The following is a 20,131-nucleotide window of genomic DNA, read 5'->3' as shown; positions in this document are numbered from 1 at the left end:
CGAGCTGTCAGCTGGTGGGGATGGTCGCGGTCAAAGTGGTGCCGCCATCGGTGGGGCTGGCGATACGTAGCCGGCCGGAGAGGGCTTCGACCCGGTCCTTGAGTCCAATCAGCCCCGAGCCGGCACCGGACACGGCGCCGCCAACACCGTCATCGCTGACGGATAGATATAGCTCGCACTCACGGGACGCGACCCGCACCGATACCTCGCTGGCGTTAGCGTATTTCGCGGCGTTCGTCAGGGCTTCGGCTACCACGTAGTAGGCCGCCACCTCGATGGGATCCGGGAGTCGCCGGTCGATCTCCAGTTCCAGGCGCACTGGCACGGTGGAGCGTCGGGCCAGCGTTTTGATCGCCGGCGCCAGCCCTCCTTTGGACAGGATGGCCGGGTGCAGGCCGCGGGAGAGTTCCTGCAGATCTGTGTACAGTCCGCCGAGACCGTCCACCGCGTGGGTCAGCCCGTCGCGCAGCGCGGCCAGTTCTTCGGTATCGGGCGACACCGTCGATTGCAATGTGCGCAACTGCAATCCGAGCGAGACGATCCGCTGCTGGGCACCGTCGTGCAGGTCACGCTCGAAACCGCGGCGCGCCTGATCGGCTGCGGCGACGATGCGGGCCCGCGACGCGGTCAGCTCGGCCCGCGTTTCGGCATTGCCGATGGCGGTCGCCACCAGATCGGCGAAATCACTGACCCGGGCCTCGGTATCGGCGGGCATCGGTTCGGGCCGGGCCGAACCGATGACCAGCGCGCCCCGAACCCGACCGTCGACGATCACCGGGGCACCGACCCCCGTACGCAGCCCCATGCCGCGGAGCCGCTCGGCGATCGGGCCATCGACGATGCGGTAGTCATCGATGCGGGCCGGCTTCGACGTGCGTCGGATCTGGGTGGCCAGACTATCGCCACTCAGCGAAAAGCTCTCACCCGCAACAACATCCACCACCCCGTCGCGGCCTTCATGGGCGGCGACAACCGTGCAGAGATCTTCGGAGTCGTACCGCAGCAGCGTGACGTGTTCGGCTTCAAGGCCGCCTGCCAGTTCGGCGACGGCCGCCGGGTACACCGCGGTGGTATCCGCGCCGCGTGCCACCGCGGTGGCCACCCGCCGCAGTGCGGTCTGCTCTTTGGCGAGCGCACTGACCCTGGCATGGCTGATCGCCACCTCCTCTTGGGCGGCATGCAGTTTCTGTTCGCGCTCGCAGGCGGCGGCAAGGAGCGCCTCCAAGGCCGGGAACATCCGGCGCAGCCGCCGGTAGGTCGACGCGTCCAGATCGTCCGGTACCAGCAGTGTCCCGGTCTGGGTTTCACCGTCCTGGAGCGGAAGGGCCGAGGTGCCGGCCTCGGCGGGCACGTCGCCGGTTCGTAACCGTGCGAACCGCAGTCCCAGGACCTGCGCCATCCGTTGGCCCGCATCGTCCAGTGCACGCGGCAGATCACCGGCCCGCAGCATCACCCGGGCCAGGGTGGCGGCGAGATCGGCTTCGAGTCGACGTTGTTCGGCCTCTTCGGCACGCAGTCGCGCCTGGCCGGCCAGGATGTTGGCCAGCAGTGCCACCGGTAGGAAAACGAACAACGCTGGTACCAGGCTGTCGCTGCCCTCGAGATGGATGTAGACGTAGACCGCGGCGCTGGCGATCGACGTTGCGACCGCTAGCCCGAAACCCCAGCCCGCCGAGACGACGAGGACGCCGAGCAGAAAGATTGCCCCGAAGGCGTTATCGGGCGCGACGCGCTTGAGTTGGTGGACAATGACGACCTCTGCGGCGATGAACGAGATCGCCACCACCACACCCCACCCGAACGGTCGCGCGGTCGGCCGCAGCAATAACGTCAGAAACCTGCCCCGCAGGGCCGACCAGCGACTATCGGTGTCGGGGGATAGATCAGGCACGCGCTGATGGTAGATCGGTCGGCCGGATCAGGTAGCGACGTAGCGGTCTATGGGTGTGAAAGTTCCGGCTAGCGGTAATGCCAACGGGGTGGTCGATCTGCCAAGCTCGAACAGTGTTCCGGAAAGAGGTGATCCCATGCGCTGCCTGATCGTCGATGACAGCGCGGCCTTCCGCGACGCCGCGAGCACCATGCTGGAGAGTGCGGGTATTTCGGTCGTCGGGATGGCCGCCAACACCGTCGAGGCGCTGAGCTGCTACCGCAATCTGCTGCCCGATGTCACGTTGGTCGATATCGATCTGGGGCTGGAAAGCGGTTTCGATGTCGCCGAAGAACTTCACCGCGCCGGAACGCCTGCCCCACCGGTCATCCTGATTTCCACCCATGACGAGCAGGATCTGGTCGATATGATTTCGGCCAGCTCCGCATTGGGGTTCCTGCCCAAGTTCGCGCTATCGCCCGACGCGATCCGTGATCTGGTCATCGGCTCTCGAGGTACATGATCACCGCCCGGACGCGACGGTGATCATCACCGGCCTCCGGGAGATTGAGTTTGGTCAAGATGCTGCGGACGTGCTTTTCCACGGTGCCTTCGGTGACCCAGATCCGTTTACCGATACCGGCATTCGACAGGCCCTCTGCCATCAAGGTGAGCACCTCGCGCTCTCTGCTGCTCAGAGCGGCCAGCGGGTCATCGCGTCTGCGCGCGGAGACCAACTCCGCAACCAGCGCGGGGTCCACGACCGAGGCGCCGCCGGCGATCCTGGTGATGGTGTCGACGAAGTCGGCCACATCGGTGACCCGGTTCTTCAGCAAGTAGCCGATGGCGCGCCCACCGGCCAGAAGCTCCATTGCGTGGTCGACGTCGATATGGCTGGACAACACCAGGATCGCGATATCCGGCAGCTCCTGCCGAATCACTTTGGCGGCGTCGAGACCTTCGGTGCTGTGGTCCGGCGGCATCCGGATATCGACGACGACCAATTGCGGCACGAGTTCCCGCACCAGGCCGAGTAGTTCGGTAGCGTCGCCGGCCTGACCGACGACCTCGAATCCGGAGCGGCCGAACAGGCTCGCGAGACCCTCGCGTAGGAGGACGTCATCGTCGGCGATCACCACCCGGATCGGGTCCGTCATTGAGGTGACGCTACCCGAAAGCGCGGCTGTACTGCGGCGGGTGGTGCAGGGTTGCGCCGAGATGGTCGGCGGCCTGGCGAATCCAGGCCGGGTTGCGGAGCAGGATCCTGGCCAAGAAGACCGCGTCGGCCTGTTCGCCGGTGATGATGCCCTCGGCCTGATCGGCCTCGGTGATCATCCCGACCGCAGCAGTGGGGATCTCGGCTTCCTTGCGAACCTGCGCGGCGAACGGGACCTGGTAACCGGGGCCCACTGGAATCTTGGCGTCCGGTGCGGATCCGCCGGTCGAGACGTCCATCAGATCGACACCGAGTGGTTTCAGTCGCGTCGCCAATTCGACGGTGTCGCTGACGGTCCAGCCTGGGCGGGCGTCGTCGGTATCGCCGCCGAGCCAGTCGGTGGCCGACACGCGGAAGAACAACGGCAGCTCGGCAGGCCAGCTGCGGCGGACAGCGGTCACGACCTCCAACGCAAAGCGCAGTCGGTTCTCCAGAGAGCCGCCGTAGTGGTCGGTGCGGGTATTGGAGTGCGGTGAAAGGAACTGGTGAATGAGATAGCCATGTGCCCCGTGCAATTCGAGTACCCGGAAACCCGCCGCGGCAGCGAGTCTGGCCGATTCGGCGAACGACTCGACGATAGTGGCGATGGCGTCGAGGCTCAGTTCGGCGGGGCTGGGCAACCGCCCGAAGGGAACTGCGCTTGCGCCGACCGTGGGCCAGCGCTCCCCTGGTTCGGCCCAGGGCCGTCCGGTGGAAGCCTTGCGACCACCGTGCACCAACTGGATACCGGGGACTGAGCCCTGCGCAGTGACGAAATCGGTGATGCGCCGAAAGGCATTTTCCTGCCTGTCATTCCACAACCCGAGGTCGAAGACGCTACTGCGTCCGATGGGATCGACAGAGGTGGCCTCCACCATCACCAGTGCGGCTCCCGCCACTGCGCGCGAACCCAAATGCTGCAGATGCCAGTCGCTGGGTGCACCGGTATCGGCTCCGCTGGACACGGCCGCGAATTGCATCATCGGCGACATCCAGGCGCGGTGGGCGAAGGTGACCTCGCGCAGTGTGAGCGGGGTGAACAGATGGGCCATGCTTACTTTCCCTTCCCGAGGTACGCCCGAGCGGCAGCGATCAGGGTCTCCCGACCCGGCCCGTGCTCGACGGCGAAGCGGGCGGGATCGGCCTCGGCCATATCGAAGGGATAGTCGCTACCGCAGACCACCTTCTCGGCACCTGCCAATTCGCAGAGCAGCGTGAGCTGATGAGGATCGTGGGTGACGGTGTCGAAGTACAACTCCGCGAACGCCTCCTGCGGTGGCCGGCTGGTCGCGCGGCGCACATCGCCGCGCATCGTCCAGCCGTGCGTCCAGCGACCGAGTAGTCCTGGGGCACAACCTCCGCCGTGCACGAAGCAGATCCGCAGACCCGGCAACGCATCCTTGATACCGCTGAGGATCAACGAGGCGACCGCCGTTGTTGATTCGACCGGATTGCCGATCAGATTGGTCAGGTAGTACTCCGACCATTCCGGCCGGGGCAGTTGCATCGGGTGCACCAGCACCGCCAGATCCAGGCGGGCAGCTTCGGTGAGCACATGGTGCAGCGCAGGCCCGTCCAACGACTGACCACCGGCTACCGGCGGTATCGCCACCCCCGCGATACCCTCGGTCTGCGCCAGCAGCGCCAGCTGGGCGGTCGACGAGGCCGCATCGGCCAGGGTGACCATTCCCAGCCCGAGCAGGGCGCCGTCGGCGCCGGCCACCACGTCCGCCAGCGCGGTATTAAACGCCGCCACATAGGAGTCGGCGTCGGCGCCGGCTTCCAACGGAAACGCGAAAGGTGGCGCGGACAGCACGCGGACACCGACGTCGGCGCGCCGCATATCGTCGAGGATGGCCGGCACATCACTCATCGAACTGGTGGTGATCGATAGCGGGATATCCCCGAGATAGAGCTCGCCGTCACGATCATGCATGGCACCGTGCGGCCCGCTGCCGGGCAGCTCGAACAAGTCTCGCGGCAACCAGTGCGCGTGTACGTCGATGACGCCGGGTGCGATGGCTTCGGTGATCACTGGCGGCGGCTCCCGTCGATGGGCAGTGCGTCGTTGGCGCTGTCGAGATGTTCCACGGTGGTGAAGACCAGCTCGCCGTCGCCGATGTTCTCGATATCGTGCAGCAGGTATTCGCCAGGGCCGAAATGGAAGTGACGTGTTTCACCGGCCTGATAGGACACTTCCCGCACCGTCCCGTCATGAGTGTGCTGACGGCTGCTACCCGCATTGATCGCGGTCCAGAAGTAGTCGAGCACGTGGCGGTGGGCGTGCCACCGCTCGCCGGGCGACAACCGAATTTCCCACACCCTGACCCGTGAGTTCTCGCTGAGGAGTCGGGAGCCGACTTCACCGTCGTGGGCGTGTTCGGCGAATTCCGACTTGAGCCAGTCGGGCCAGCTCTCGAAATCTGAAGCGACGAGCTCACCGGCGAGAGGCAGATCGGTGAGGAAGCTGTTGTCGGTCATGGATTTTCCTTCCTAGGTGGTGCGATGGTTAGTGGCCGGGTCCGTACAGGCCGAAGCGAAGGTCGGGATCTCCCGGTGTCCAGGTATTGGTGAACTGCGATCGCTCGCCCATCGCCACCACCCGGCGCAGGAGGGAATCGCTGAGTTGCAGCTGTGCCGGCTCCCACTTGGTCAGGGCCGCGGTGATATCGCCGCCCGCCTCCGCAAGTGCGGCGGCCAGCGCCCAGCCGTCAGCCGCAGCCTTCGCGGTGCCCGCTGCAGCATGGGGCCGGGCGGCGCACGCCGCATCCCCGATGAGCGCGACCCGGCCCAATGCCATCCGTGCCGACCGGACATCGGAAAGCACCTGTAGATAAGGGGTTTCGGTACCGACGACGACGTCGGCCACCGCGGGCGCCAGGAGTTCGCGGGCGGCCCGTTTCATCTCGGCGACATAGCGGTCCTGTACCTGGCCGGGGTGCACGGAGACGGTGCCGGGGAACCCACGCTTGTCGATCAGCATCTCGGTCAGGTCGGGACCGGCGGCAACGTTGCGGTACCAGACGTAGTTCATCAACCGGTCTTCGAGGCCGAGACCATTCTCGCCTGGGATGGGGTACATCGTGATGTGCGAGTTGGGAATCAGATCGTAGGTGATCGAGTCCTGCAGCACGTCTCGCGTCGCCTGATCGAGATCGCGCAGCGGGACGGTGCCCCGCCAGCCGATGTAACCGGCGTAGCGCAGGCTCGCATCGGGATCAAACCGCTCACGGGCAACCGAGGTGACACCGTCGGCGAAGACCACCAGATCAGCCGATACCGTTGCACCGCTGACGAAACGGACCGTCGCGCCGCTCTCGTCCTGGTCGAAACCGCAGGCGTATTCGCCGTAGTGATAATGCTCGGTGCCGAAGTCGGCCAGCAGTGCACGGTAGAAGGTGCCCCACGAGGTGTAGGTCCATGTGCATTGTTCGCGGTAGACCAGATCGCCCGTGCGGTCCAGATACTGAACGTAGGAGGTGGACGTGCTCAGATCGGCGAGGTCCTGGGTGCTGCGATCGGTGAACCACCGGACCGTATCGGGTTGCAGCACGATACCGCTGCCGCGGCCGTCGAGGGCGATGGGTGTGCGTTCGTAGACGTCGACGGTGAATCCCAGGTCGCGCAACAATAGTGCGGTGGTGAGACCGCCGATCGAGCCGCCGATCACGATCGCGGACGCGTGGCTGTAGTCGGTCATGACGGGCTCTTCTCGGTGTCGGGAGTGGTGTTTTCGATGAGGGGATCCGAAGGCATGGGCTCGCCGCGGGTCTCCTTGGCGAAGGCAAGTCCGATGACGGCGATCAGGCCGAGGGCCGCCACGGACGCGGTGGCCAGGCCGAGGTTGCCGGCGAACCACGATGTTGCGATGGCGCCTGCGGTGAGTGGGCCGAGGGCGGTCACGTATCGACCGACGCTGTTGCACACCGCCAGCGCGGTGGCCCGCACGCTGGGCGGGAAAAGTTCCGGCGCGTAGATGAACGTGCCAGAGAGAGCGCCGAACAGGCCGAAGCCGAGAAATGGCATGGCGATCAGGAATTCGGAGTAGCCGCGGTCGAACGGGAATGTCCAGGCCACCGAAAGCGCAGAGATGGCGAAGCTGACCAGGAATGCCTTCCGTCGGCCGATCGCGTCGGCCAGGAAACCCCAGGACGCGTATCCGATGATGCCGCCGGCGTTGAACAGCATCGCGGCCACGGCGACCCGGTGGTCAGCGACTGCGTGCGGTAGCCCCTGGGCCGCGGTGAGTTGCCGCAGGATCTGGGGGTACCAGGTGGTGACACTCCAGAAGGCGATCAGCGCACCGGTGGCCAACGCCGTGCAGACTGCCATGGGGCGCAACAGTGGCGGCTCGATCAGCCTGCGGAGCACGAACCGATCGTGAGAAACCTGTTGGCCCAAGCGCTTCCGCTCGCGCCGGGCGTCCATATGCGCTCCGATCTCGGGCGGTTCGGGAACGTAGCGCCGGATGAACCACACCAGCAGGGCGGGCAGGCCGGCCAGTGCCAGCATCAGTCGCCAGCCGTGGCTGCCCCACAGGGCGTAGGTGGCTGCCGCGGCGAAGAATCCGGCCGCGTAACCGGACATCATGATTCCGCCTGCCCTGGCCCGGAAGCGGTTGCGCCAGGTCTCGGCGATCAGCGCGGCCCCGACGGGAGCTTCGACTCCGGAGCCCAGGCCTGCGATGAAGCGCAGGATGCCGAGTTGCCACCAGGTGTCGGCGAAGGCCGCCAACGCGCTGAACACCGCATAGGTCAGAATTCCCACGGAGAGCACCCTGGTGCGGCCGAAGTAGTCGGCGAGGACGCCGAACAGGATTCCGCCGGTGGCCCAGCCGATCAAAAACAGCGCCACCGTCAGGCCGCCGTAGTAGCCGATCGACGCGGGCCCTGGCGCAACTCCGCTGTTGGGCAGCAGTTCTCCCATCGCGGGTCCGAGCACCAGGATGTACAGGCTGCCTGCGAAGCCGTCCAGGCCCCAGCCGAGTGTGGTGCCGGCCAGGACGAGCCATTGGGCCCGACTGATCTCGGTGCGCCAGCCGGGCTTTGTGCCCGCTGACCGCTGTGTTCGGATGGACATGCGAAATCCCTTTCTGGGGGTACGGGTTCAGCGGCTGTTAGTTCAGCCGGCCCTGGTCGGGACCGCCGTACCAGTCGACAGGTTCTGCGGCGGTGCGCACAACGATGGTCTTGATCCAGGAGAAGTCGTCGAAGGACTCGGTTCCGGCGTCCTTGCCGATACCGGATTCCTTGACGCCGCCCCAGGGCAGCGAGGGTTCGAGCCGATGGTGATCGTTGACCCACACCATGCCTGCCACGATGCGCGATGCGACGCGGTGGCCCCGGCCGATATCGGTGGTCCACACCCCGGCGCCGAGGCCGAAGCGGTTGTCGTTCGCCATCCGGACGGCGTCGTCCTCGTCGTCGAAGGGGATGACGACGGCGACCGGTCCGAAGATTTCTTCACGCGCGACCGTCATCTCCATCGTGGCATCGGCCAGCACCGTCGGTTGGAGAAAGAACCCGTCGCGCAGGGTCTCTGGCAGATCCGGCACACCACCGCCGGCCGCCAGGCGGGCACCTTCGGCCACCCCTACGTCGATCAGCTCGCGCACCTTATTCCGTTGCCGCGCGCTGATCAGCGGTCCCATCTGCGTATCGGGCAGGGTCGGGTCACCGATCCGGATCGCGTTCGCGCGCGCAGCGAGGGCGGCGACGAAGGCGTCATAGTTATTGCGCTGCACCAGGAATCGGGAGCCGGCGACGCAGGATTGGCCCGCCGCGACGAACGCGGCGAACGCAGCGCCCTCGGCCGCAGCGACCGGGTCGACATCGTCGAAGACCAACACCGGCGTCTTACCCCCGAGTTCGGCGGTCACCCTGGCGAATCGGGCGGCGGTGGCCAGTGCCGCCGCCCGGCCCGCCTCGGTCCCGCCGGTCAGCGTGATCTTGGCGACGTCTTCATGCTGGGTCAGTCGGATACCGGCGTCTCGCCCACCGGTGACCACGGTGACGACCCCGTCGGGTAGGCCGGCGGACGCCATGATGTCGGCCAGCGCCAGGGTGGTCAGCGGCGTCAGCTCGGACGGTTTGACGACCACGGTATTGCCGTTGGCCAGCGCTGCGGACAGGCTGCGGGCCAGGATCAGCAGCGGGTGGTTGAACGGCGTGATGATGCCGCACACCCCGAGCGGTAGCCGCTGCTGGTAGGTCAGATAGGGGCCGTCGCCCGGCAGCACCGCCTGGCGCTGGGCGGCGAGCAGGCCCGCGTTGTAGCGGAACCATTCCGGCACTCGAGACAGCTGTGCGCGGGTCTCGGTGATCGGCCGACCGTTGTTGAGCGCCTCCAACGTGTACAGCGTCTCGGCGCGATCCTCGATCGCGTCGGCGATCCGCAGGAGCAGTCGGGCGCGGTCGCTGCGCACCATCGCCGGCCACACGCCGCTCTCGAACGCCGTGCGGGCCGTAGCCACCGCGGCGTCGACCGCAGCGGCATCCTGTTCGGCAACGGTATCGAGCACAGCGCCCGTGGCGGGATTGATGATGCTGCGTTTTTCTGCCGTGGTCATGACTATGAGTGTCGTCACACCGGCGACCGGTCTCAATGTCTGGCGGAACACTATTTCGCCATAAGCATGTACCGGTCAACACTAAACGTGGCAAATTGGAGCGTGTGACGTCAGTGGATGCGGGTCGGCAGCCGGGAGTTGAGCTATTGACCTGGCTCGATGCACTGCGGACGCTGAGCGCTGCTGCGACGTCGGCTGTAGACCTCCAGCAGGTGCTCGATCTGGTCGCCGATACCGCCAGGACGTTGCTCGGGTTCGATTTCTGCGGTGTGCTCATACCCGATCCACCGGTGGAGGCCTTGGTGATCGCCGGCTGGAGCGGGTTGTCGGCCAACTACGTCGATCGGGTCAACACCGATCGACCGGTGCGGTTGGACAGCGGATCGCCGTCGAGTAAGGCGTTCCATAGTGGTCAGCCGGTGGCGATCCGCGACATCACCACCGAACCCGAATTCACGCCGTGGGGTGGGGTCGCCAGAGAGCAGGGCTACCGCGCGATCGTGTGTGTTCCGCTGGTTGCCGGCGAAGAGATCCTCGGCACACTCAACGGCTACTACTCGCCGGTGCACACCTTCACCGGTCACGAGATCGAGCGGCTGACCCTTCTGGCCAACCACGCCGCGATCGCGCTGACATCGGCCAGTCGGCTCGACCAGCTGCGCCAGCTCAACGAATCACTGCGCGAACAGCGTGATGCCCTCACCCGCTCCGAACAGATCCACGAACGGCTGTTGGCGGTGACGCTGCGCTCCGGCGGGCTCGGCGGTATCGCCACGGTCCTGGCCGAGTTGATCGGCAGGCCGGTGCTCATCGACGATTCGAGCAATGCGGTGCTGGCCAGCGCCGGGGCCGATGACGACCTGCCGGCCGCGGGATGGCGGGCGGCCGCAACCGTCGACGCGGATGCGTCGTCCACGCCAGTGCTGGTCAATAGCAGTGCCGACCCGGATCGGCGGTTCTGGGTGTCGACCGCGAAGCTCAGCGATGACGTCGCCGCCCGAATCTGGTTTCCCGCCGGGGATTCTGACCTTGACCCCGTCGCCGTGCGTGCGGTGGAGCACGCGTCGATCGTGACATCGCTGGAGCTGCTCCGTATCCGCACCGCGGTCGAAGTGGAACACCGGCTGCGCGGCGAGCTGCTGGCCGACCTGCTCGGGGGCGGTTCGCAGGTATCCGACCAGGTACTGCAGCGGGCGCACCGCCTCGGTCATGACCTGACCCGCCCGCACGTGGCCATCGTGGGCGCACTGAGTGTCGCGGACGAACCGGCTGAGCCCCGCCTCTATCAACGTTCGTTGACGCTGGTGGGCGAGTTGGTCCAGCCCTATCAGCCGCGCCCGCTGGCGGCGATGCACCGCGGGAATATCGTCACTCTGTGGCCGATCACCGACGGTGAACCGGGTCGCGGTGTCGAGTCCGGTTCCACCGCAGCCGAACTGGTGCAGCGCACTATGAGCGCGGTGTCCAGAACGGTCGATGCGACCGTGGCACTGTCGGTGCAGACCACCGACAACGGAACCTCCTATGGCGAGGCGTATCGGACAGCCAAAGGTGCCCTGGATATCGCGGTCGGGGCCGGTCGCACGAATACCGTTGTGCAGCTTGCCGATCTGGGTGTGCTCGGGCTGCTGCTCCAACTTGAGGATTCGACCCAGCTGGTCACCTTCGCCAGACGCACCCTCGGTCCGCTGCTGGACTACGACGATAGTCATCACACCGATTTGGCCGACACCCTGCGGAGTTACTTCGCATGCCGTCATGACCGGAACCGGACCGCGCGCAGGCTGCATATCCATCCGAACACCGTCACCCAACGGCTTCGTCGTATCGAACAACTCTGTGGTGTCGAGCTGGCCGACCCTTCCGTAACACTGCAGTTCAGCGCGGCTTTGACCGTGCAGGACGTCGCGTCTCTGAGCTGAAGCTGTGTCCACAGGGACATCTGATCGGCCGCAGGTATGTCTCGCACGACATTGTGGATAGGTTCGTCGGCAGCGCAAGGTGATCGAAGTCAGTGACTCCAGTCACAAAATGGCGGGTCACAAACAGACGGTCACCCACATCGAAAGTGAGATGGGCCTCGTGCGCTCCAGACACTCCAAACTCCTTCTCCGGGCAGCGATATCGTTGATCAGCCTGATGGCACTGACCCTCGGTGCCACCGGGTGCGCAGCCGGCCTCGGCGGCCCAGCCTCCTCGCGTGCCGCCAGGGACGGCGTCATTCGCTTCACCTTTGCCCCCGATCCCATCTGGGATTACATGCATGACGAGGGGATCGTCGACGAATTCCAGCGAGACACCGGAATCGCGATCGAGACCTCGGCCACCTGGGATGAATTCGGCCTCTTCGCCGGCGGTCATGCCGACATCATTTCTTCGGCGTCGTTCGAGGTCCCCGGCCTCGAAAAGCAGACCGAACGAGAAACCGTCATCATCGGTCGCTACAACACCGAGCGCAGCCGGCTGATGGTGCGCGCCGGCGACCCGGCCACCTCGGTGGCCGATCTCAAGGGTAAAAAGCTCGGAGTCTTCACCACCGTCTCCGGCACGCTGGTCTGGAGTGCGCTGGTCAAGCAGATGCACGATCTGGACCTGACCGGGGGTGACTTCGACCTGGTGGTGGCGGATATCCAGAACCTGTCCGGTCTGCTGGCGCGCGGTGAGATCGACGCGTGCATCTGTTATCCGGACCTGTCGGTCAACGAACTGCGCCAGGGTAGCGTCCGGCCGTTGTACGACGGCAAGTCGTCGGCCGATCTGTTCGCCGAACTCAACGCGCCTGGCCATGACGGTCCGATGGGGAATGTCTTTGTGGCCCGGAAAGACTGGGCCGAGAGCCATCCGAAGGAAGTATCGGCCTTCCTCGACCTCTGGGACCGCGGCTTGACGGAGTGGCAGGCCCACCGCGACGAGATCATCGAGCGCTATCCGCAGCATTTCGCGGTTGCCAGCCCTGAGGACGTCGCCTTCATCACGTCCTATATCGACGACCACGACTGGGTGGTCGACAACGTTCGATTCGACCAGAAATGGGCCGAGGACGAGGCCTCCATCTTCGACCTGATGCGACGTACCGATGTCATCGAGGACAGCGTGGCCGACCCGAGGTTTCTCCCCACTGAGAGGACCAACTGATGACGACGACGATTCACTCATCGGAAGCACCTGCAGTGCAGCCTATTCCAGTACGGGGTCCGCGAAATCAGCAGACCATCCGCTGGGTCGTCTCGCTGGCCGCGCTGGCGGCGGCCCTGTTGATCTGGGCAGTGGCGGCCGCCATCGTCGATGACAACATTGTGCCGCGCCCACTTGAGGTGTTCGCACGGGTCGTCGATATCCTGGCCAGCGGCGAGGCATTCAGCAACTTCGCGACCACGCTGGCCAAGATCGGGGCCGGCTTCGCGTTGGCGGTCGCGGCTGGGCTACCGCTCGGGTTCCTCATGGGCCGAAGCAGTTTCATGAATTCCTATCTCGCCCTGCCGATGTTCGTCCTCGGCAACGTTCCCGGCCTGACCTACGCCGTGTTCGCCCTGGTGATCTTCGGGGTGGGACCGGCGGGACCCATCGTGGTGTCCGCTCTGGTCGCCGTCCCCTTCATCGCCATCAATGTGGCCGAAGGTGTCCGCTCGGTCGATGGTGGACTACTGCGAATGTGCGATGCCTTCGGACGGACCCCACGTGATGTGGTGCGGCACGTGTACCTGCCTGCGGTCAGCGCGTTCGTTCTGGTCGGGGTCCGGTACGGATTCGCCATGGCATGGAAAGTGGAAGCCCTGACCGAGGTGTTCGGTGCCCAGAACGGCGTCGGATTCATGATCCGCAAGGCCTATCAGGAGTTTCAGGTCGACGACATGCTCGCCTGGACCCTGTTGTTCGTCGTCGTGATGATCGTGATCGAGCGTGGCCTCGTCTACCTCGAACACCGTTTGTTCGCTTGGAGAAAGGAACTCGTATGACGCTCACCGTCGCAGAGACGACCCGGGCGGGCTGGCGCCGCCGGGGGGCAACACAACTGACCGCAGGCGTCGCCTGGCTCGCCTCGATTCTGACGATGCTGGCGGTCTGGCAGCTCGCCGTGCTGTTCGGCCACCGGGTGCCCTCGTTGGTCGACACCGTCAGCAGGCTCCAATCAGAAAGCGCCGACGGCGAGTTGTGGGCCAATCTGGCGGTGAGCATGAACCGGTTCGTCCTGGGTCTGGTGGCGGCGTTGGTGGTGGGCGCGATCCTCGGGGTGGCGATGGGGCTGTCGCGGATCGCCGACTATGCGCTCACTGACCTGACGATGGCCGGTCTGGCGATACCGGCAGTCATCTGGGCGCTGCTGACCACCATGTGGTTCGGCTTCGGGTGGCTCACCCCGGTGACGACGGTGTTCCTCTCGGGGCTGCCCTTCGTGATCGTCAACATCGCCAAGGCAGTCCGGGCGATTCCCGCCGAGACCATACTGATGGCGCGGGCGTTCGGAGTGGGCCGGATCGAGGTGCTGCGGCAGATCATTGCGCCGGCGGTGGCGGGATCGACCATAGCCGCAGTGCGATTCGCGATCATGAGCGCCTGGAACGGGCTCCTGCTGGCCGAATGGTTCGGCTCCACCTCCGGTGTGGGATGGCGGGCCCGATACTGGTACGACGCAAACCAGCTCGACGGCTTTCTGGCTTGGGTGCTGCTGTTCATCGCGTTCCTGATCATCGCCAACCAGGCCCTTGGCTTCTTGGAGAATCACGTAACCCGTTGGCGTCAAGCCTAATTCCTGCTCTCCCACTGAAATCTGAAAGGACTCCATCATGGCCTCCATCGTGATCGACGGACTCGTGAAGAACTATCACGACAATCGTGGCAACCAGACCAGTGTGCTCGACGGTATCGACCTCACCATCGAAGGTGAACAGTTCGTCTCCATTGTCGGTCCGTCTGGCAGCGGTAAAAGCACCCTGCTCAACATCGTCGCCGGTATCGAACCGCACTCCGGCGGCTCCGTGGCATTACACGGGGATGGCGCCGACGGCGCGAAAGCCCATGTGGGCTATGTCTTTCAAGATCCCCGGCTGTTGCCGTGGCGCACCGTCATGCAGAACCTCGGCTTTGTCCAGCGAGAACGCAGCGGCTGGGAGGCGCGCGCCAGACACTACCTGGAGCTGGTGGGGCTCAGCCACGTCGCCGATCGTTACCCGTCGCAGCTCTCCGGCGGCCAGCAACAACGGATCGGTATCGCCCGCGCGTTCGCCGTCGAGCCCGATGTGTTGTTGATGGACGAGCCGTTCAGCCATCTCGACGCCATGACCTCGAGAAATCTGCGCGAGCATTTGGAACGGATCTGGTTGGAGTCGCGGCGCACAGTGATGTTCGTGACGCACGATGTCACCGAGGCCGTCCAGCTCTCCGACCGAATCGTGGTTCTCGCGCCCGGCGGTCGCATCCACGAAACCATCGACGTGGACCTGCCCCGTCCGCGACGCGCCTCCGATCCTGACGTCGCGCTGATGCAGGCGGAGGTGCTGGCGCGTTTCGAAACCCTTGAGGCGGCGGCTGCGTGAAGAGGGCGCTCGTCGTCGGTGGCTCGCTGGGCGGGCTTGCGGTCGCCCATGAGCTCCGCTCGATCGGGGTCGACGTCGCGATCTACGAGCGCTCGGTCGACCGCACACAACCCCGGGGTGCGGGAATCGTCATGCAGCCCGAAGTCGAAGATCTTCTCGGCAGGATCGGGCGGTCGGTGCCATCGGTCAGCGTCTTACTCCGCGAACGCCAGCAGTTGCACCGCGACGGCCGTGTCACCCGCTACGGCGCTCCGCAGTGGATGACGGCGTGGGACAACCTCTTTGACGCGCTACGGCAGCCACTGCCCGATGTGTGTTACCGACTGGATAGCACGCTGGTGCGGGCCGAGATTGGCGAAGGGGACGACGGGCAAGAAGTCACAGCCACCTTTGCCGACGGCTACCGGGCCGAAGGCAGGTTGCTGGTCGGTGCGGACGGCGTCGGGTCGACGGTGCGTTCGATAATGAACCTTCCTGGGGCAGTGAGCTATTCGGGATATGTGGCGTTCCGCGGGTTGGAACAGGAAGGCGACCTACCCGCACATCTGGTGGAGCTCCTCGCGGAGCGGTTCACCATGTACGGCGTGCCCGGCCTGCAGCTGCTGTGCTACCTCGTCCCCGGCGCTGCCGGTGAACGTGAGCCAGGAGCGCGACGCGTCAACTGGGTCTGGTACCTCAACACCCCGCACGCCGGCCTCGCGCAGTTGCTGACCGGTCGCTCGGGCCGTCGCTACGACCATTTCGTCCCGCCGGGGGAATTGACGGTGGAAACCACCGCCTGGCTGACCGACCTTGCCGGTGAACAGCTGCCCCCGCAGTTCGCCGAACTGGTGGCGCATTCGACGATCTTCATGCAGCCGGTGTTCGATGTGCCGCCGGCGGGAATGGTCGGTGATCGCACGGTGCTCATCGGTGATGCCGCCGGAACAGTGCGGCCACACACCGCGTCGGGAACGTCGAAGGCGTTTGGCGATGCCGCCGGTCTGGCACGGGCCATCGGTGGTGCCGCCTCTTCGGATGAGCTGAAGCGGAACCTGACCAGCTGGGAAGCGCAACGGCTGGGGCATCTCGTGGCCGTGGCGCGCCACGGTGTCCGATTGGCGGCACAATCGTCACTCGGTAACGACGGCCCTCAGTTTGCACTGTGACTCGATCGGGAATGGAGAGGAATATGACGTCATCCGTCAATCGGGTCGAAGGCCTCGACAAGGTGACCGGGCGGGCGATCTATACCGCCGATGTCGACCTGGCGGGCCTCACTTATGCCGCGCTGGTCCAGTCCGAGATCCCGCATGGTCGGGTCACCCGCGACTCTCTGGAAAGCGGTACTGTCCGCGCGCTGGCGGCACCGGGAGTGCTCGCGGTGCTGACCCCGCTGAACTGCCCGCCGCTGCACGCCCCGCCGCGCGCTTTGAGCTATGACCTCCCGCTGGAACGCCGGCCGCCGCTGGCCGATCTGACCGTCCAGCATGTCGGTCAGCATATGGCGATGGTGATCGCCGATACTCCGGAGAACGCGACATTCGCGGCGTCGCTGATCGAGTTGGCGTATGAGTCTGCGGTACCGCAGCTTTCGGCGGCCGATGTGGTCGGTCAGCCGGTGGCGCCCGACGAAAACGACGGCCAGATTCGGCACGGGGCATACCAGCCGGATCACTTCGTCAAGCTCGAAGAGGAGAAGCTGCAGGACCACCGCGGTGCCGAGGCCGAACCCGTCGGCCCGGTCAAGGTGTCGGCGCGGTACACCACGCCGATCAATGCGCACTATCCGATCGAGCTGGCATCGACGATCGCGGCCTGGGACGGTGATGTTCTCACCATTCACGACACCACCCGCTGGATCACGGGGGAGCGCACCGCCCTGGCCGCCTATCTCGGCGTCCAGGAAGCCGATATCCACATTCTGTCTCCGCTCGTCGGTGGCGCCTTCGGCTCCAAGAGCTTCCTGTGGATGCACGTCGCGCTGACCGCTGTCGCGGCGCGACAGGTGCAGCGCCCCGTCAAACTGGTGCTCACCCGCGACCAGATGTTTTCCTCGACAGGGCACCGGCCGCGAACCGAACAGCAGCTGAGCCTGGTCGCCGACGAGGATGCCCGCATCGTCAGCACCGAACAGCACACGCTGACCGAGACCTCGACGGTGGCGCATTTCTGTGAACCAACCGGCTTGTCGGCCCGATTCCTTTATCAGTCACCCCGGCTGGTGGTATCGCATACGGTGGCCCGAATCAACGCGCCGACACCATGTTTCATGCGGGGCCCGGGTGAGGCGCCCGGCCTGTTCGCCCTGGAAGTGGCCATGGACGAACTGGCCTACGCCACCGGCACCGATCCGGTCGAGCTGCGGCTGCGCAACGACACCGACCACGACCAGGCCAGCGGTAAGCCGTGGTCGGGTAAGCACCTACGGGAGTGCTACACCCACGGTGCGCAGCGGTTCGGGTGGGCGGACAGGCCGATGGCCCCCCGCTCACTGACGCGCGATGGTGTCCAGGTCGGCTGGGGAATGGCGACGGCCACCTATCCCGGTCGGCGGATGCCTGCGGGCTGCCGCGTGACCACCGATTCGTCAGGGATGATCCAATTCTCCTCTGCCACACATGAAGTGGGTAATGGGGTGCGGACGGTGATGACTCAGGTCGCGGCAGAGACGGCCGGGCTACGCCTTGATCAGGTGAGCTTCTGCTCTGGCGACTCGCACTTCCCCGATGCCCCGTACAGCGGCGCCTCGCAGACCACCGCAACGGTCGGCTCCGCAGTCCATCAGGCCGCCGCCGAATGGCGATCCCGCCTGCTGGCCTTGATGGGCGCCGACCCGGATACATCGATCCGGGACGGGAAGGTCGCGGCCACCGGCGGTGCCGTAGTCGACGTGGCCGACTGGCTGCGGACGCTGGATCCTGGTGCTCTGGAGAACCTGACGTTCACCATCACCAGCGGCGGGCCCGAACAGGATGACACGGTGTCACAGTCGTTCGGCGCGCATTTCTGCGAAGTCGAGGTCGACGAACAGATCGGCCGCGCCACGGTGACACGCTGGGTGGCCGTGCTCGACTGCGGCCGGGTCCTGAACCCGAAGCTGGCGCGCAACCAGGTGATGGGCGGGATCACCTTCGGGCTCGGAATGGCACTGCTGGAACAGGTTCCCTACGATTCGCACACCGCGCAGTTGATCGGCGAGTACTACCTGCCCACTCACGCCGACCGACCCGAGTTCGATATCAGCTTCATCGATGTGCCCGATTACGGACTGGACCCGATCGGGGTCAGGGGGATCGGCGAGATCGGCACCTGCGGGGTACCCGCGGCGATCGCCAACGCGATCTTCCACGCTACGGGAAAACGGCTGCGCGACTTACCGATAACGCTGGAGAGCCTGATGACACCGTTCGGCGGCCAGGTAGAACAGGAAGGCATTCGATGAGCGACACGGTCATCACATTGCAGATCAACGGCGCGCCGTGCACTGTCTCCGCCGATATCCGGTCGACGTTGCTGGACCTGTTGCGCGAACGGCTGCACCTGACCGGCACCAAAAAGGGGTGTGATCATGGGCTGTGCGGGGCGTGCACCGTCACTGTCGACGGCGAGCGGGTCGTGAGCTGTCTGACACTGGCGGCGTCGATCGACGGCAGCGACGTCCAGACGATCGAAGGTATCGCGGGAGAAGACGACGGCGAGCTGCATCCGCTACAGGAGGCATTCGTCGAGCGCGACGGATTCCAGTGCGGTTACTGCACATCGGGTCAGATCTCGTCTGCGCATGCCCTGCTGCGCGAGCACGCCCGTGGTGACCTGTCGATGGTGTCCTTCGAATGTGGTCGCCAAACGGTGTGCAACGGTCCGGCGACGTTGACCGACAACGAAATCCGTGAACGGATGGCGGGCAACATCTGCCGGTGCGGTGCCTACGCCAACATCGTCGACGCGATCAGTGCGGTCGCGGGGAGCCAGCGCGCATGAAAACCTTCGAATTCGAACACGCCAGTACTGTCGAAGGCGCCATCGCGAGCGTGGTGGCAACGGGCGGAAAGTACTACGCCGGCGGAACCAACCTGCTGGATCTGATGAAGGGCGGGGTCGAGGCGCCGCCGGCGCTCGTCGATGTCCGTCGACTCGATCTGAAGACCATCACCGCCACCGATACCGGTGGAGTGCTCATCGATTCAGGGGTGACCAACAGCGCCATCGCCAACGACCCGTTGATCCGGTCGCAGTATCCGGTGTTGTCTCAGGCCATCCTGTCCGGCGCCACCACGCAGCTGCGAAACATGGCGACCGCGGGTGGCAATCTGCTGCAACGCACCCGCTGTCCGTACTTCATGGAAACTGCCTTCGCGCAATGCAACAAGCGGGTGCCTGGATCCGGGTGCGCGGCGCGGGACAGTTTCAACCGCGAGCACGCCATCTTCGGTGCCAGCGATGCTTGCGTCGCCATTCACCCCTCCGATATGGCCGTCGCATTGGTCATTTTGGACGCCGCTGTCCGTGTCCAGGGTCCAGACGGCCAACGCAGCATCCCCATCGGGGAGTTCTTCCGGCTGCCTGGCGACGAGCCTCAGCGCGATAACACGATGCGTCCTGCCGAACTGATCCTCGGTATCGAATTGCCACCCTCGACGTATGCCGAGAACTCGTGGTACCTGAAGGTGCGTGACCGGCACAGTTACGCGTTCGCCCTGGTGTCGGTGGCGGCCGGTCTGCGCATCAAGGATGGTGTCATCCGCTCGGCCGCCCTCGGGCTCGGCGGTGTGGCGTCGATTCCGTGGCGGGTCACCGACGCCGAGAACAGCCTGATCGGCCGGCGACCAGGAGATGACGCATTCCGGCAGGCGGCGCAGCTGGCGATGGTAGGTGCGACACCGCTGAGCCAGAACGCCTTCAAGATCGATCTGGGTCGGCACGCCGTCGTGCGCGCACTGACGAAGGCGAGTGTCAATACCGGCTAGACATCCCAGGTTCGT

Annotated in this window: 18 protein-coding genes; 10 read left to right on the top strand and 8 right to left on the bottom strand. The window is 65.5% G+C overall.

Annotation, left to right across the window (positions count from 1 at the left end; all coding sequences use genetic code 11):
* Positions 1 to 7: 7 nt before the first annotated feature.
* Positions 8 to 1,891 carry a GAF domain-containing sensor histidine kinase gene (locus ADBZ9O_RS01060; RefSeq protein ID WP_526527634.1) on the bottom strand — a complete coding sequence of 628 codons (1,884 nt, stop codon included), beginning with the start codon at positions 1,889 to 1,891 and terminating at the stop codon, positions 8 to 10.
* A gap of 136 nt (positions 1,892 to 2,027) precedes the next feature.
* On the opposite strand from ADBZ9O_RS01060, the gene ADBZ9O_RS01055 reads away from it, so the two are divergent.
* Complete coding sequence (locus ADBZ9O_RS01055) at positions 2,028 to 2,393, top strand: response regulator transcription factor (RefSeq protein WP_526533764.1); 366 nt, start codon at positions 2,028 to 2,030, stop codon at positions 2,391 to 2,393.
* On the opposite strand, the gene ADBZ9O_RS01050 is transcribed toward ADBZ9O_RS01055, so the two are convergent.
* Genes ADBZ9O_RS01050 through ADBZ9O_RS01020 form a run of 7 tightly spaced genes read right to left on the bottom strand, consistent with a single transcriptional unit; the run spans position 2,371 to position 9,633 of the window.
* Positions 2,371 to 3,027: a response regulator transcription factor gene (locus ADBZ9O_RS01050; protein ID WP_526527633.1), complete on the bottom strand. Its 657-nt coding sequence runs from the start codon at positions 3,025 to 3,027 to the stop codon at positions 2,371 to 2,373. The genes ADBZ9O_RS01055 and ADBZ9O_RS01050 overlap by 23 nt on opposite strands.
* Positions 3,028 to 3,037: 10 nt before the next feature.
* Positions 3,038 to 4,117, bottom strand: a complete 1,080-nt coding sequence (locus ADBZ9O_RS01045) for an NADH:flavin oxidoreductase/NADH oxidase (protein ID WP_526527632.1) — start codon at positions 4,115 to 4,117, stop codon at positions 3,038 to 3,040.
* Between the two features lie 2 nt (positions 4,118 to 4,119).
* A complete protein-coding gene (locus ADBZ9O_RS01040; RefSeq protein ID WP_526527631.1) occupies positions 4,120 to 5,100 on the bottom strand; it encodes an amidohydrolase family protein in 981 nt (326 codons plus the stop codon).
* A complete protein-coding gene (locus ADBZ9O_RS01035) occupies positions 5,097 to 5,546 on the bottom strand; it encodes a cupin domain-containing protein (RefSeq protein ID WP_526527630.1) in 450 nt (149 codons plus the stop codon). Before ADBZ9O_RS01035 ends, ADBZ9O_RS01040 begins: the two co-directional genes overlap by 4 nt.
* Before the next feature lie 28 nt (positions 5,547 to 5,574).
* Positions 5,575 to 6,765: an FAD-dependent oxidoreductase gene (locus tag ADBZ9O_RS01030; RefSeq protein ID WP_526527629.1), complete on the bottom strand. Its 1,191-nt coding sequence runs from the start codon at positions 6,763 to 6,765 to the stop codon at positions 5,575 to 5,577.
* Positions 6,762 to 8,144, bottom strand: a complete 1,383-nt coding sequence (locus ADBZ9O_RS01025) for an MFS transporter (RefSeq protein ID WP_526527628.1) — start codon at positions 8,142 to 8,144, stop codon at positions 6,762 to 6,764. The genes ADBZ9O_RS01030 and ADBZ9O_RS01025 overlap by 4 nt, the downstream gene beginning before the upstream one ends.
* A gap of 37 nt (positions 8,145 to 8,181) precedes the next feature.
* Positions 8,182 to 9,633: an aldehyde dehydrogenase family protein gene (locus tag ADBZ9O_RS01020; protein WP_526527627.1), complete on the bottom strand. Its 1,452-nt coding sequence runs from the start codon at positions 9,631 to 9,633 to the stop codon at positions 8,182 to 8,184.
* Positions 9,634 to 9,737: 104 nt separating this feature from the next.
* On the opposite strand from ADBZ9O_RS01020, the gene ADBZ9O_RS01015 reads away from it, so the two are divergent.
* The 9 genes from ADBZ9O_RS01015 (at position 9,738) to ADBZ9O_RS00975 (ending at position 20,116) form a co-directional block, all read left to right on the top strand.
* Complete coding sequence (locus ADBZ9O_RS01015) at positions 9,738 to 11,555, top strand: helix-turn-helix domain-containing protein (RefSeq protein WP_526527626.1); 1,818 nt, start codon at positions 9,738 to 9,740, stop codon at positions 11,553 to 11,555.
* 109 nt (positions 11,556 to 11,664) lie between these two features.
* Entirely contained in the window at positions 11,665 to 12,768 is a 1,104-nt protein-coding gene (locus ADBZ9O_RS01010) for an ABC transporter substrate-binding protein (protein ID WP_526527625.1), read from the top strand.
* A complete protein-coding gene (locus tag ADBZ9O_RS01005; protein ID WP_526527624.1) occupies positions 12,768 to 13,589 on the top strand; it encodes an ABC transporter permease in 822 nt (273 codons plus the stop codon). Before ADBZ9O_RS01010 ends, ADBZ9O_RS01005 begins: the two co-directional genes overlap by 1 nt.
* Positions 13,586 to 14,380 (top strand): ABC transporter permease, encoded by a 795-nt coding sequence (locus tag ADBZ9O_RS01000; RefSeq protein WP_526527623.1) that lies wholly within the window; start codon positions 13,586 to 13,588, stop codon positions 14,378 to 14,380. The genes ADBZ9O_RS01005 and ADBZ9O_RS01000 overlap by 4 nt, the downstream gene beginning before the upstream one ends.
* A 37-nt stretch (positions 14,381 to 14,417) precedes the next feature.
* On the top strand, positions 14,418 to 15,167 hold the full coding sequence (locus ADBZ9O_RS00995) for an ABC transporter ATP-binding protein (RefSeq protein WP_526527622.1): 750 nt from the start codon (positions 14,418 to 14,420) through the stop codon (positions 15,165 to 15,167).
* Positions 15,164 to 16,315: an FAD-dependent oxidoreductase gene (locus ADBZ9O_RS00990; RefSeq protein ID WP_526527621.1), complete on the top strand. Its 1,152-nt coding sequence runs from the start codon at positions 15,164 to 15,166 to the stop codon at positions 16,313 to 16,315. The genes ADBZ9O_RS00995 and ADBZ9O_RS00990 overlap by 4 nt, the downstream gene beginning before the upstream one ends.
* Before the next feature lie 23 nt (positions 16,316 to 16,338).
* The gene (locus ADBZ9O_RS00985) at positions 16,339 to 18,591 is read left to right on the top strand and encodes a xanthine dehydrogenase family protein molybdopterin-binding subunit (RefSeq protein ID WP_526527620.1); all 2,253 of its coding nucleotides are present in this window, start codon (positions 16,339 to 16,341) and stop codon (positions 18,589 to 18,591) included.
* Complete coding sequence (locus ADBZ9O_RS00980; protein ID WP_526527619.1) at positions 18,588 to 19,130, top strand: (2Fe-2S)-binding protein; 543 nt, start codon at positions 18,588 to 18,590, stop codon at positions 19,128 to 19,130. The genes ADBZ9O_RS00985 and ADBZ9O_RS00980 overlap by 4 nt, the downstream gene beginning before the upstream one ends.
* Positions 19,127 to 20,116, top strand: coding sequence for an FAD binding domain-containing protein (locus ADBZ9O_RS00975; RefSeq protein ID WP_526527618.1), 990 nt, complete (start codon positions 19,127 to 19,129; stop codon positions 20,114 to 20,116). Before ADBZ9O_RS00980 ends, ADBZ9O_RS00975 begins: the two co-directional genes overlap by 4 nt.
* Positions 20,117 to 20,131 lie beyond the last annotated feature (15 nt).

Origin of the sequence: Mycobacterium sp. (assembly GCF_965229105.1) — a bacterium.
GTDB lineage: Bacteria > Actinomycetota > Actinomycetes > Mycobacteriales > Mycobacteriaceae > Mycobacterium.
The sequence above is the reverse complement of the archived record's forward strand: the minus strand, read 5'-3'. Positions and strand labels throughout refer to the sequence as shown.

Coding starts and splice junctions, on each gene's coding strand:
- ADBZ9O_RS01055 (WP_526533764.1), top strand. CDS start 2,028: ATGCGCTGCCTGATCGTCGATGACAGCGCGGCCTTCCGCGACGCCGCG.
- ADBZ9O_RS01050 (WP_526527633.1), bottom strand. CDS start 3,027: ATGACGGACCCGATCCGGGTGGTGATCGCCGACGATGACGTCCTCCTA.
- ADBZ9O_RS01045 (WP_526527632.1), bottom strand. CDS start 4,117: ATGGCCCATCTGTTCACCCCGCTCACACTGCGCGAGGTCACCTTCGCC.
- ADBZ9O_RS01035 (WP_526527630.1), bottom strand. CDS start 5,546: ATGACCGACAACAGCTTCCTCACCGATCTGCCTCTCGCCGGTGAGCTC.
- ADBZ9O_RS01030 (WP_526527629.1), bottom strand. CDS start 6,765: ATGACCGACTACAGCCACGCGTCCGCGATCGTGATCGGCGGCTCGATC.
- ADBZ9O_RS01025 (WP_526527628.1), bottom strand. CDS start 8,144: ATGTCCATCCGAACACAGCGGTCAGCGGGCACAAAGCCCGGCTGGCGC.
- ADBZ9O_RS01020 (WP_526527627.1), bottom strand. CDS start 9,633: ATGACCACGGCAGAAAAACGCAGCATCATCAATCCCGCCACGGGCGCT.
- ADBZ9O_RS01010 (WP_526527625.1), top strand. CDS start 11,665: ATGGCGGGTCACAAACAGACGGTCACCCACATCGAAAGTGAGATGGGC.
- ADBZ9O_RS01005 (WP_526527624.1), top strand. CDS start 12,768: ATGACGACGACGATTCACTCATCGGAAGCACCTGCAGTGCAGCCTATT.
- ADBZ9O_RS01000 (WP_526527623.1), top strand. CDS start 13,586: ATGACGCTCACCGTCGCAGAGACGACCCGGGCGGGCTGGCGCCGCCGG.
- ADBZ9O_RS00995 (WP_526527622.1), top strand. CDS start 14,418: ATGGCCTCCATCGTGATCGACGGACTCGTGAAGAACTATCACGACAAT.
- ADBZ9O_RS00985 (WP_526527620.1), top strand. CDS start 16,339: ATGACGTCATCCGTCAATCGGGTCGAAGGCCTCGACAAGGTGACCGGG.
- ADBZ9O_RS00980 (WP_526527619.1), top strand. CDS start 18,588: ATGAGCGACACGGTCATCACATTGCAGATCAACGGCGCGCCGTGCACT.
- ADBZ9O_RS00975 (WP_526527618.1), top strand. CDS start 19,127: ATGAAAACCTTCGAATTCGAACACGCCAGTACTGTCGAAGGCGCCATC.